This is a genomic window from Mycobacterium sp. P7213 (assembly GCF_900604305.1).
Classification (GTDB): Bacteria; Actinomycetota; Actinomycetes; order Mycobacteriales; family Mycobacteriaceae; genus Mycobacterium.
Genome location: NZ_UWOA01000051.1, coordinates 1 through 11,758 on the forward strand (window position 1 = coordinate 1; position 11,758 = coordinate 11,758).

The 11,758-nt window shown below is 68.5% G+C and carries 11 protein-coding genes; 7 read left to right on the forward strand and 4 right to left on the reverse strand.

What is annotated here, in order from left to right; genetic code table 11:
• The 5 genes from infB to EJK91_RS17505 all read left to right on the forward strand — a co-directional run.
• On the forward strand, positions 1-2,339 hold a 2,339-nt coding region (gene infB / locus EJK91_RS17485; RefSeq protein WP_125079556.1), incomplete at its 5' end, for a translation initiation factor IF-2.
• Positions 2,339-2,818 carry a 30S ribosome-binding factor RbfA gene (gene rbfA, locus EJK91_RS17490; RefSeq protein WP_024443167.1) on the forward strand — a complete coding sequence of 160 codons (480 nt, stop codon included), beginning with the start codon at positions 2,339-2,341 and terminating at the stop codon, positions 2,816-2,818. The genes infB and rbfA, both read left to right, overlap by 1 nt.
• Positions 2,784-3,791, forward strand: a complete 1,008-nt coding sequence (locus tag EJK91_RS17495) for a DHH family phosphoesterase (protein WP_046301399.1) — start codon at positions 2,784-2,786, stop codon at positions 3,789-3,791. The genes rbfA and EJK91_RS17495 overlap by 35 nt, the downstream gene beginning before the upstream one ends.
• Complete coding sequence (locus tag EJK91_RS17500) at positions 3,784-5,100, forward strand: MATE family efflux transporter (protein WP_125079557.1); 1,317 nt, start codon at positions 3,784-3,786, stop codon at positions 5,098-5,100. Before EJK91_RS17495 ends, EJK91_RS17500 begins: the two co-directional genes overlap by 8 nt.
• A 10-nt stretch (positions 5,101-5,110) precedes the next feature.
• Positions 5,111-5,671 carry a sugar O-acetyltransferase gene (locus EJK91_RS17505; protein ID WP_024443164.1) on the forward strand — a complete coding sequence of 187 codons (561 nt, stop codon included), beginning with the start codon at positions 5,111-5,113 and terminating at the stop codon, positions 5,669-5,671.
• Here EJK91_RS17505 and EJK91_RS17510 read toward each other — a convergent pair.
• Positions 5,668-6,063 carry a hypothetical protein gene (locus EJK91_RS17510; protein WP_125079558.1) on the reverse strand — a complete coding sequence of 132 codons (396 nt, stop codon included), beginning with the start codon at positions 6,061-6,063 and terminating at the stop codon, positions 5,668-5,670. The genes EJK91_RS17505 and EJK91_RS17510 overlap by 4 nt on opposite strands.
• A 232-nt stretch (positions 6,064-6,295) precedes the next feature.
• Between EJK91_RS17510 and EJK91_RS17515 the strand changes: the two genes are divergently transcribed.
• Positions 6,296-8,008: a hypothetical protein gene (locus EJK91_RS17515; RefSeq protein WP_125079559.1), complete on the forward strand. Its 1,713-nt coding sequence runs from the start codon at positions 6,296-6,298 to the stop codon at positions 8,006-8,008.
• 59 nt (positions 8,009-8,067) lie between these two features.
• On the opposite strand, the gene EJK91_RS17520 is transcribed toward EJK91_RS17515, so the two are convergent.
• Positions 8,068-8,823 (reverse strand): enoyl-CoA hydratase, encoded by a 756-nt coding sequence (locus tag EJK91_RS17520; protein WP_024443162.1) that lies wholly within the window; start codon positions 8,821-8,823, stop codon positions 8,068-8,070.
• Between the two features lie 33 nt (positions 8,824-8,856).
• Between EJK91_RS17520 and EJK91_RS17525 the strand changes: the two genes are divergently transcribed.
• Positions 8,857-9,408 carry a DUF1802 family protein gene (locus EJK91_RS17525; RefSeq protein ID WP_125079560.1) on the forward strand — a complete coding sequence of 184 codons (552 nt, stop codon included), beginning with the start codon at positions 8,857-8,859 and terminating at the stop codon, positions 9,406-9,408.
• A 13-nt stretch (positions 9,409-9,421) separates the two neighbouring features.
• On the opposite strand, the gene EJK91_RS17530 is transcribed toward EJK91_RS17525, so the two are convergent.
• Both EJK91_RS17530 and sfnG read right to left on the reverse strand, forming a co-directional pair.
• Complete coding sequence (locus tag EJK91_RS17530) at positions 9,422-10,627, reverse strand: acyl-CoA dehydrogenase family protein (protein WP_125079561.1); 1,206 nt, start codon at positions 10,625-10,627, stop codon at positions 9,422-9,424.
• Positions 10,624-11,754 carry a dimethylsulfone monooxygenase SfnG gene (gene sfnG, locus EJK91_RS17535; protein ID WP_046301402.1) on the reverse strand — a complete coding sequence of 377 codons (1,131 nt, stop codon included), beginning with the start codon at positions 11,752-11,754 and terminating at the stop codon, positions 10,624-10,626. Before sfnG ends, EJK91_RS17530 begins: the two co-directional genes overlap by 4 nt.
• Positions 11,755-11,758: the final 4 nt, after the last annotated feature.

Here is an 11,758-nt window from a genome sequence, read left to right on the forward strand (position 1 = left end):
CCAAGCCCGGCGCCCGCACCCCGCGCGTCGGAAACAACCCGTTCTCCTCGGCGCAGCCCGTCGAGCGCGCCATCCCGCGTCCGCACCCGCAGGCGCCCCGCCCGGGTGGAGCGCCCAGGCCCGGCATGCCGCGGCCCGGCGGCGGCGCGACACCGGGCAACATGCCCGGACGCTCCAGCAACTTCGGCGCACAGGGTCGTCCGGCGCGTCCCGGCGGTCCGCCGCGTCCCGGCGGCGGTGGCCGGCCGGGTGCCCCCGGCGGTCGTCCGGGCGGTCCCGGTGGCGGTCCCGGTGGTAACTACCGCGGCGGCGGGGCCGGCGGTCCCGGTGGCGGAGGTGGCCCCGCAGGCGCCGGCGCCGGCGGTTTTCGGGGTCGTCCCGGCGGTGGTGGCGGCGGCGGTCGTCCCGGCCAGCGCGGTGGCGCGGCCGGTGCCTTCGGCCGCCCCGGCGGTGCACCCAAGCGAGGCCGCAAGTCGAAGCGGGCGAAACGCGCCGAGTACGAGAACATGCAGGCCCCGGTCGTCGGTGGTGTGCGGTTGCCGCACGGCAACGGTGAGACCATCCGGCTGGCCCGCGGCGCATCGCTGAGCGATTTCGCCGAGAAGATCGACGCCAATCCGGCTGCCCTGGTGCAGGCGCTGTTCAACCTCGGTGAGATGGTCACCGCCACCCAGTCGGTCGGTGACGAGACGCTCGAGCTGCTGGGCAGCGAGATGAACTTCGTGGTCCAGGTGGTCTCGCCCGAAGACGAGGACCGCGAGCTGCTGGAGTCGTTCGATCTGACCTACGGCGAGGACGAGGGCGGCGAAGACGACCTACAGAGCAGGCCGCCGGTGGTGACCGTCATGGGTCACGTCGACCACGGCAAGACCCGACTGCTGGACACCATCCGCAAGGCCAACGTCCGCGAGGGCGAGGCCGGCGGCATCACCCAGCACATCGGTGCCTACCAGGTCTCGGTCGACTTCGACGGCTCCGAGCGTCTGATCACGTTCATCGACACCCCCGGTCACGAGGCGTTCACCGCCATGCGTGCCCGTGGCGCCAAGGCCACCGACATCGCGATCCTGGTGGTGGCCGCCGACGACGGTGTGATGCCCCAGACGGTGGAGGCCATCAACCACGCCCAGGCCGCTGACGTACCGATCGTGGTGGCGGTCAACAAGATCGACAAAGAAGGTGCCGACCCGGCCAAGATCCGGGGGCAGCTCACCGAGTATGGGCTGGTTGCCGAGGACTTCGGCGGCGACACCATGTTCGTCGACATCTCCGCCAAGCAGGGCACCAACATCGCGGCCCTGGAGGAGGCGGTGCTGTTGACCGCTGACGCCGCCCTGGACCTGCGGGCCAACCCCGACATGGAGGCTCAGGGTGTCGCGATCGAGGCTCACCTCGACCGCGGCCGCGGCCCTGTGGCCACCGTGCTGATCCAGCGCGGAACGCTGCGGGTCGGCGACTCGATCGTCGCCGGCGACGCCTACGGCCGGGTGCGGCGCATGGTCGACGAGCACGGCGACGACGTCGACGAGGCGTTGCCGTCGCGGCCCGTCCAGGTCATCGGGTTCACCTCGGTGCCGGGCGCCGGCGACAACCTGCTGGTGGTCGACGAGGACCGCATCGCTCGCCAGATCGCCGACAAGCGCAGCGCGCGTAAGCGCAATGCGCTGGCGGCGCGCTCGCGCAAGCGGATCTCGCTGGAGGACCTGGACTCGGCGCTGAAGGAAACCAGCCAGCTGAACCTGATCCTCAAGGGCGACAACGCCGGTACCGTCGAGGCCCTGGAAGAGGCCTTGATGGGAATCCAGATCGACGACGAGGTGCAGCTGCGGGTCATCGACCGCGGTGTCGGTGGCATCACCGAGACCAACGTCAACCTGGCATCGGCGTCGGACGCGATCATCATCGGGTTCAACGTGCGGGCGGAGGGCAAGGCTACCGAGCTGGCCAACCGCGAAGGTGTGGAGATCCGGTACTACTCGGTCATCTACCAGGCCATCGAAGAGATCGAAAGCGCGCTCAAGGGCATGCTCAAGCCGATCTACGAGGAGAAGGAGCTGGGGCGGGCCGAGATTCGCGCCATGTTCCGCTCCTCCAAGGTGGGCAACATCGCGGGCTGTCTGGTCACCTCCGGTCTTATGCGTCGCAACGCCAAGGCGCGGCTGCTGCGTGACAACGTGGTGATCGCCGAGACCGTCACTATCTCCTCGCTGCGGCGGGAGAAGGACGATGTCACCGAGGTCCGCGACGGCTACGAGTGTGGTCTGACGCTGACCTACAACGACATCAAGGAAGGCGATGTCATCCAGGCCTACGAGCTCGTCGAGAAGGCGCGGACGTAGTGGCTGACCCGGCACGGGCACGCCGGCTGGCCAAGCGGATCTCCACGATCGTCGCCTCGGCGATCGAGTATGAGATCAAGGATCCGCGGCTGGCCGGCGTGACGATCACCGACGCGAAGGTGACCGCTGACTTACATGACGCGACCCTGTACTACACGGTGCTGGGTCGGTCCCTGGACGAGGATCCCGACTACGGCGGTGCCGCTGCCGCGTTGGAGGGCGCCAAGGGGGTGCTGCGTTCCAAGGTGGGCGCAGGCACCGGGGTTCGGTTCACCCCGACCCTGACGTTCGTGCGGGACACCGTGCCCGATGCCGCCCATCGGATGTCGGAATTGCTGGCCGCAGCGCAGGCCGCCGACGCCGACCTGGCCCGGATACGGGAGGGCAAGCAGCCGGTCGGAGACCCCAACCCGTATCGCGAGGCACCTGGACAAGCAGGTGCCGATGACAGCGGTGACGGTGAGCAGTCGGGCGACTGACCCGCTGCCCACGGGCCGGCGGGTCGACGCCGCCGGGGCCGTGGAACTGCTGGCGGGTGCGAGCACGCTGGCGGTGATCTGTCATGTGCATCCCGACGCCGACACCATCGGTGCGGGGCTGGCGCTGGCCTCGGTCCTGCGACGGCGCGGCAAGGCGGTCGAGGTCGGTTTCGCCCGGCCCGCGGCGTTGCCGCAGTCGCTGCAGTCGTTGCCGTGTGGCGAGTTGCTGGTCGGTGCCGACGTGATGTGCCGCGACGTCGATCTGGTGGTGACCGTCGATGTCTCGAGCGCGGATCGGCTCGGGGAGTTGGGGCAGCTGGCCGTGGGACGCGAGCTGCTGGTCATCGACCATCACGCGTCGAATAAGTTGTTCGGTACCGCCAATTTCGTTGACGCATCAGCGGATTCGACCACCATGATGGTGGCTGACCTGATCGATGCCTGGGGCGAGCCGATCGATGCGGACGTGGCGCACTGCCTGTATGCGGGGCTGATCACCGACACCGGGTCGTTCCGGTGGGCCAGTCCCCGCGCGCATCGGCTGGCGGCGCGGCTGGTGGAGGCCGGAGTCGACAATGCGGCGGTCGCCCGGACCGTGATGGACACCCACCCGTTCAGCTGGCTGACGATGCTGTCGCGGGTGCTGTCCGGTGCGCGACTGCTGCCGGGCGCGGCGGGCGGGCGCGGGCTGGTCTATGCGGTGGTCGACCATGCCGAGTGGACTGCGGCGCGGCCCGAGGAGGTGGAGAGCATCGTCGACATCGTGCGCACCGCCGCGCAAGCCGAGGTGGCGGCCGTGCTCAAGGAGACCGTGCCGGGATGCTGGGCGGTGTCGATGCGCGCCAAGTCCGCGGTGGACCTGAGTGCCGTGGCTGTGGCATTCGGCGGCGGCGGGCACCGGCTGGCCGCCGGATACACGGTCAGCGGCACGGCGGCAGACGTGGTTGCCGCCCTGGTTGCCGGCCTTGGCTGACGAATCCGGCGCCGGAACCAAACGGATCGCGGCACTGGCCCTGCCCGCGCTGGTGGTGTTGGCCGCCGAACCGCTGTACCTGTTGTTCGACACCGCTGTCGTCGGCCGCCTCGGTGCCCTGGGCCTGGCTGGTCTGGCGATAGGCGGGATGATCCTGAGTCTGGTCGCCTCGCAGGCCACCTTCCTGTCCTACGGAACGACGGCGCGATCGTCGCGGCACTTCGGTGCCGGCGATCGTCCCGCCGCGGTCGCCGAGGGGGTACAGGCCACCTGGCTGGCCCTTGGCCTGGGGGCGCTGATCGTCGTAGTGATCCAGGTCGCGGCGGTGCCGCTGGTCTCGGCTGTCGCCGGGCGTGACGCGATCGCCCAGGCCGCCTTGCCGTGGCTGCGAATTGCGATCCTTGGCGCACCGGCGATTCTGGTGTCGCTGGCCGGAAACGGATGGCTGCGCGGTGTGCAGGACATGGCGAGACCCCCGCGCTATGTGATTGCGGGCTTTGCGGTTTCGGCGCTGCTGTGCCCGCTGCTGGTCTTCGGCTGGCTGGGCATGCCGTGCTGGGGTCTGGCCGGCTCAGCGGTGGCCAACTGTGCGGGCCAGTGGATTGCTGCGCTGTTGTTCCTGCGCGCCCTGCACCGCGAACCGGTGTCATGCAAGCTTGATGGCGGCGTGCTACGGGCGCAACTGGTCATGGGACGCGATCTCATCGCACGATCGCTGGCATTCCAGGCCAGCTTTCTGTCGGCCGCCGCGGTCGCGGCGCGATTCGGGGCCGCAGCGTTGGCTGCCCATCAGATCGTGTTGCAGCTGTTCAACTTCCTGGCGTTGGCCCTTGATTCGCTGGCGATCGCCGCGCAGGCCTTGGTGGGCGCGGCGCTGGGTGCATCCGATGCCCGACACGCCAAGACGGTGGCCGTCCGCGTCACGCTGTTCTCCGTGGCCGCTGCCTCCGTGCTGGCAGGGTTACTGGCCCTCGGGGCGCGCGTCCTGCCCGGATTGTTCACCAACGATGATGCGGCGCTGGCCGCGGTCGGGGTGCCGTGGTGGTTTCTGGTGGCCCAATTGCCCATTGCAGGAATTGTTTTCGCCCTCGATGGCGTGTTGTTGGGGGCGGGCGACACGGCATTCATGCGCACCGCCACGGTGATCAGCGCGCTGGTCGGTTTCCTGCCGCTGGTGTGGCTGTCGTTGGCCTTCGGCTGGGGGCTTGCCGGAATCTGGTCGGGGCTGACGGCTTCTCTGGTGCTGCGGTTGCTGTTCGTCGGGTGGCGAGCGCTTTCCGGGCGCTGGGTGCGGGCCGGACGGCCGTAGGATCGGTTGCGTGAGCGGTCAGCGGGAACGGATGCTGCGCGGGGCGCCGTATCGGCCCGACGACCCGGACCTCGTCGCCGGTCGGCGGGCATGTCAGCGCGTGGTGGCGGCGTTCAACGCCACCGGGGCAGACGACGAAGACGCCCGCCGTGAGCTGCTGGGCGAACTGCTCGGATCGTTCGGGGCGAACTCGGAGATTTTGCCCCGATTCTGTTGCGACTACGGGATATACATCAGCATCGGCGCCAACTGTTTCATCAACTACGACGCGGTCTTTCTGGACTGCGCGCCCATCACCCTGGGGGACCATGTATCGGTCGGCCCCCGCGTCCAGCTGGTGACGGCATTGCACCCGGTGGATGACATCGGTGCGCGACGGTCGGGCTGGGAATCGGCCGCTCCGATCACACTGGGCGACAACGTGTGGCTGGCAGCGGGGGTGATCGTGTGCCCCGGTGTGTCGATCGGATCCGACACGGTCGTGGGGGCCGGCAGCGTGGTGACCCGGGATTTGCCTGGCGGCGTGCTCGCGGCCGGAAATCCGTGCCGGGTGCTTCGGCGGATCGGCTAGCCCAGACCGCCCACGCCTGCGCTGAGCAGGAGACCGCCGGCGACGAAGGTGACCACGAAGATCAACCAGCCCACTGCCGGCCAGACGACCATGCGGCTGCGTCGGCGCACGCTGACGCCCATGCCCGCCAGGGTGAGGAGCACGGCCGCGCCAATGCCGCCCCAGGCCACCAGGTACGCCCCGTTGATCAGGCCGTCGTGGCAAGGATGGTTACTGGAGCACACATCGGTCGCCATCCCAGCGAACATCGAATAGATCAAGCCCAGCCCGCACGTCAGGAGCAGCAGCACCGCGAGCAGCGTTGCGGCGATCACATCACCGGGCCGCCGACGCGGCGGCGGAGCGACGTGGGGGTAGGGCCACGGGGGACCGGGCGGGTAGTTGTGTGTCACGGCTGAGTCCACCTGGGTAGGTCCGGTTTGCTGTCCCACGGTAACCGTGCACCAGCGCGCCGGGGCGTTCTATTTGTCCAGCCGATTGGCAGAAAAAGCATAGACAGACGATCTATACATCTAGGTTACTCGCGGGTAGCGTTCTGCGCGTTGTTACCAGTTGCACACGCCTGACACTGGCGGTGTAACCCACTGGCTTGGGAAAACGACAGAGATGGGGAAGCTCAGAATGATGCACTACCGACTGATCGTCGCAGGTCTGGCCACTGGTGGCGGACTGCTTACTGCGGCGTTCCTACAGGCGGCGGTCGCCGTGGCAGGCCCCGGCGACGACGCTGTCGCGCCGAGCGCCACCGGTGCCGACGCCTTCACGATCGGCGGCTTCACGTTCGACCCGTTCACAGGAACCGGCTCCTCGGCGCAGGAGGGATTCTCCCTAGTGCATCCGCTGACCGGCTCTGCGCCACTGCTGACCTTGGGCGGCGGTAGCCCAGGAGGCCTGGTGCCCACCGCGCCGCAAGACTTCGCGGTGTTCGGGGCCGACGGGACCAACCTGGGTAGCGTCACTTCCAGCGTGGTCGTGACAAACCTTGCGGGCTTCACCAACACCGAGTTCACCGTCACGGACGTCGACGCGGCATCCGGCGAGACGGCAGCGGATCTGCCCACGTCAGGCGCGGTCTATGACGTGTTCAACTTCGGTGGCGGGTTCGCGAATGTCTACGTCGCCACCCCGGGTGCGGACGGCACCGTCACCGACACATTCGTGACGCCTTTCGGAGACATGGATCTGAGCTCGATGTTCGCCGGCATCAACGCGGCGGACCCGCTGCAGCCGGGCGACGCCTTCGCTGCGCTGCAGGCCGGAGCGTCGGGCGGCGGCGAGGATGCGTTCGCCATCGGCGGTCTGACGCTGGATCCGTTCACCGGAACCGGTGGATCCGCGCAGGAGGGCTTCAACCCGATCGCCGCACTCGGTGGTGCGGGGCCGTTCCTGAGTATCGGCGGCGCATCGCTGGGAGACCCGAGCACCCATGGAAACGGGCTCGCCTCGCAGGACTTCACCGTGTTCAGCGGCACCGGCGACGACGCCACTCAGATCGGCACTATCAACACCGCGGTGGACGTGACCGACCTGTTCGGCATGACCAACACCCAGCTGGTCGTCACCGACGGATCGGAGACCGGCGACGGCCTGCCGTCGGCGGGAACGATCTACGACGCGTTCAACTTCGGTGGCGGTTTCGCGAACGTCTACGTCGCCACCCCGGGTGAGAACGGCACCATCACCGACACGTTGGTGACGCCGTTCGGCAGCATGGATCTGAGCTCGATCTTCAGCGGCATGGCCAGCGGGATCAGCCTGGATCCGGGAGCGGCGTTCGGCGCCCTGAGTGACAGCGCCGTGGGCCAGGACGCCTTCACCATCGATGGCACCACCTTCGACCCGTTCACCGGGTCCGGGGCCGACGTCACCCCGGGATTCGCGCCGGTCTTCCAGACGGTCGGAGCGCTGCCGTTCCTCAACATCGGCGGTGGCACGCCCGGCCTCGACCTCGGGGGCACCTTCTTCCCGCTCCCGATCACCTCGCAGGACTTCAACATCTTTGACGGCACGGACCTGCTCGGCACCGCGCACGCGCAGGAGACCGTCACCCAGTTGTTGGGCCTGACCACCACCGAGTTCGTCATCGATGGTGTGACGCCCGGTGATGGCGACGCAGCGGACCTGCCGGTGCTGGGTTCGGTGTACAGCGTGCTGAACCTCGGTGGCGGTTTCGCCAACGTCTACTCGGCCATCCCCGGTCTGGACGGCGCCGACAGCACCGTCACCGACACATTCGTCACCCCGTTCGGCGATGTCGACCTGAGCGGGTTGTTCGGTGGCTTCGACGCCTCGGCGTTGTTGGACCCGGGCGCTGCGTTCCTGGGTCTCGACTTCTAGCAGTGCGCCTCACCAAACGCGTCCCGGACGGTGCCCAAGCTCCGTCCGGGACGTGTTTGTCACTGCACCTGGGCGCGCCCACGTTCCAGTACGGCCGCCCGGTTGGCGGCGACGTCCGCGCCGGTCACGGTTTTCAGCCACTGCTTGGCCGCCATCGCCTCGATCCAGAGTCCGGTGGCGGTCTGCGACTCGTCGATGCGGTGATAGGAGGCCAGCAGCGCCCGTACCGCGGCCTGGTTGTTGCCGACGATCGCGGCCGCCACCCGACTTGCAGCGGGCAGCAACTCGTCATGCGGCACCACTTCGGTGACCAACCCGGCCCGCAGCGCGTCGGCGGCCGACAGGTAATCGCCGGTCAGGCTCATCCGGCGGGCCAAGCCCACGCCTACCTTCTGGGGGAGTCGGACACTGAGGCCCCAGGACGGCAGCAAGCCCACCCGGGCGTGGGTGTCGGCGAATCGGGCCTGCTCGGAGGCGATCAGGACGTCGCAGTACAGCGCCAACTCGAGCCCGCCGGTGACTGCCGCACCGTTGATGGCACCGATCACCGGTTTGGTCATCGGGGGCCACTGCGGGGAAATGTCCGGCACTGCAGTGGATCCGCCGAACTCCTTGAGGTCCAACCCGGCGCAGAACACCGGATCCGCGCCGGTCAGGATCAGCACGTCGACGTCGTCATCGGCGTCGGCGTCGGCCAGCGCGCTGAAGATGGCCGCACGCAGCGCACCGGACAGCGCGTTGCGGGCCTGCGGGCGGTTGAGGGTAAGGGTGCGGATGCGGTCCTGTGTCTTGACCAGCAGAATGTCGTCACTCACCGGTTCACCGTAGCCCCAGCTACGCTGAGCGGAATGCACGGTATGGCATTGAAGGAGTGGAGCGCTGTCATTGCCGCGCTGCGGGCCGGCCGGCAACGAATCCTGCTGCGTAAAGGCGGTATTCACGAGAAGCGTTTCGACGTCAGCGCCGACGAGTTCTTGCTGTTTCCCACCTCGGTACACAGCCACGCCGAACGGGTCCGTCCCGAACATCGCGATCTGCTCGCACCGGCGGCCGCCGATTCCACCGCGGAGCAGGTGCTGGTTCGGGCCGCGGCCAAAGTCGTTGCAGCGCTGCCCGTAGAGCGGCCCGAGGCGCTCGAGTACATTGCGGACCTGCACATCTGGACCGCTGAATCGGTGCGCGCGGATCGGTTGGATTTCCGGCCCAAACATCGGCTGACGGCGCTGGTGATCCAGGTGTTCCCGCTGTCGGCACCGGTGTGGCTGCCGCGCCGACCCGAGTATGCCGGCTGCGCCAGCTGGGTACGGCTAGCCATCGACGACCCTGAGCTGGGTGCCCCGGTATTCGCCGACGAACAGCTCGAGGCGGTGACCGCCCGGGTCCGTGACACTCTCGGCTGAGCTGCCCGGCGGGTCAGATCTGGGCGTGGTTGGGCGGCCGAACAGCGGCGAGTTCCCATGCCCCGATGTGGTGGTACTTCCAGTCGACCGGATCGTGCACGCTGTGTGTGCGAGCGTTGCGCCAATGCCGATCCAATCCGTGCTTGAGGTCGGTTCCGCTGGCCCCGGTCAACGCGAACAGCTCGTTGGCCACGTCGACGGCCACGTCGCTGGCGAACGCCTTGGCCTGGGCAACCGCGATCGACCCGTGTGCGGCGGTGTCGGGACCGGCCGGGACCAGGCCCAACTCCTCGAGGACGTCAGCTGCCCAGCGCAGCAGTTGCACGGCGGCACGGCTGCGGGTGGCCAACCGGCCGAACCGCAACCGGATGTTGGGATCCTCGGCGGCGGTCGGCGCATGGTCGGCGCGGTACGCCTCGAAGAACGGCCGGCTGCGAGTCCGGACGAACTCTGCGGCATCGGCCAGCGCCCCCTGCGCGATCCCGGCTTCGATGGCCGCGTGCACCAGCTGCGCTCGCGCCCCGAGCAGTTGCGGCTCGCTGAACGCCGTTCCGTACGGCACGACGAAACCCGCATCGACGCGTACCCCGTCGAAAGTTGTTGTGCCGCTGACGGTGGAGCGCTGTCCCATCGCGGACCAGTCCTCGCCGATGCTGACCCCTGCCCGGTCGCGCTCGACCAGTGCCAGCACCAACCGGCCGTCGGGGTCCAGTGCGCTGGCGGCCAACCAGCGGGCGGTGATGGCGCCGGTGCTGTAGTACTTGACGCCCTCCAGGCGCCAGCTTGGTCCATCGGCGACCAGACGGGTCTTCAGGTCGAGCGCGTGGGTGCCGCCGCGTTCGGCCAGCACCGGCGCGATGCGGCCACCCTCGGTCACCGCGCCCAGCAGTGTCCGGCGCTGGTCGGCAGTACCCAGCAGACGCAAGATGTCGACCGCCAGGAAGTGGCCCTGCGGAATCTGCGCCAGCGCCGGATCGGCGGCGGCGATCGTGCTGATCACCTCGGCCAGAGTCACCGGTCCCAGGCCGGATCCGCCGTCGGCGACGGGAACTGTGATCGCCGGCAGGCCGGAGCGGTCGAACGCGGCGAGTTCGGTGTGCGGAACGCCCCCAGCCCGATCGCGGTCGGCCCCGCCGGGGCGTATCGCGTCGGCGAAGGTTTTTGCGGCCGCGACGGCTTCGGTGTGGCTGCCGAGTCGCACCGTGGTGCCAGCCGTCACGGCAGTGCCGGCTCAGGTACCGGCGCCAACCCGGCATGTGCTTCCAGTTCGCGCACCAGCGGCAGCACGTTCCGGCCGAACGCCTCGACTTCCTCCTGGAAGTGCAGGAACCCGGCCAAGATCAGATTCACGCCCAGCTTCCGGTAGGCGACGATGCGCTCGGCAACCTGTTCGGCGGTGCCGATCAACTGGGTGCGGAAGCCGTCGTTGTACTGCACCAAGTCTTCGAAGGTGGAGTTCGCCCACATGCCCCGCTGGTCTGCGGTCGACGCGCCGGCTTGGCGCACCGCCGCACCGAAACCCTCGACCGCGGGAACGTCGGCTTTGGCGATGATCTCTCGCAGCACCTCTTTGGCCTCCGATTCGGTGTCGCGCACAATGACGAAGCCGTTGAGACCGAAGCGGGGCGGCTCGGCGCGACCGGAATCGGCCGCGACCCGACGAAGGTCGGCCAACTGCGCGGTGACTCCGTCGAAGTCGTTGCCGTTGGAGAAGTACCAGTCCGAATAGCGACCGCCGTTGTTGCGGGCTGCGGTGGAGTTGCCGCCCTGGAAGATCTCCGGGTGGGGTCGGCCCTCCCAGGAAAGCGGCTTGGGCTGCAGTTTGAAGTCGCGGATCCGGTAGAAGTCGCCGGCCAGATTGGCCCGGTCCTTGGTCCAGATCTCCCGCAGCGCCTGGATGAATTCAGCACTGCGCCGGTAGCGTTCGTCGTGCTCGAGCCACGGTTCGCCAAGCTTGGTGAACTCGTCCTTGAGCCAGCCGCTGACGACGTTGACCGCCACCCGCCCGTTGGACAGATGGTCGGCGGTCGCCAGCCACTTCGCCAGCACTCCCGGCTGCCACATCCCCGGGTGCACCGCGGCGATCACCTTGAGCCGCTCGGTGGCCAGCAGCAGGGCCAGGCTGAAACTGGTGGACTCGTGCTGATATTCGGCGCTGTAGCTCGCCGTGTAGCGGACCTGTGTCAATGCGTACTCAAAGCCGGCTTCTTCGGCGATCCGGGCCAGGGCGACGTTGTAGTCGTAGCTCCAGTCGGTGCGTTGCTCAATCGTCGAGGTCACCAGCCCACCGCTGACGTTGGGAACCCAATAGGCGAAGCTCAGCGGCGTGGGGGCGTGGGTCGGCATTGCC

Coding starts and splice junctions, on each gene's coding strand:
- EJK91_RS17495 (WP_046301399.1), top strand. CDS start 2,784: ATGACAGCGGTGACGGTGAGCAGTCGGGCGACTGACCCGCTGCCCACG.
- EJK91_RS17525 (WP_125079560.1), top strand. CDS start 8,857: ATGCACGGTATGGCATTGAAGGAGTGGAGCGCTGTCATTGCCGCGCTG.
- EJK91_RS17515 (WP_125079559.1), top strand. CDS start 6,296: ATGCACTACCGACTGATCGTCGCAGGTCTGGCCACTGGTGGCGGACTG.
- sfnG (WP_046301402.1), bottom strand. CDS start 11,754: ATGCCGACCCACGCCCCCACGCCGCTGAGCTTCGCCTATTGGGTTCCC.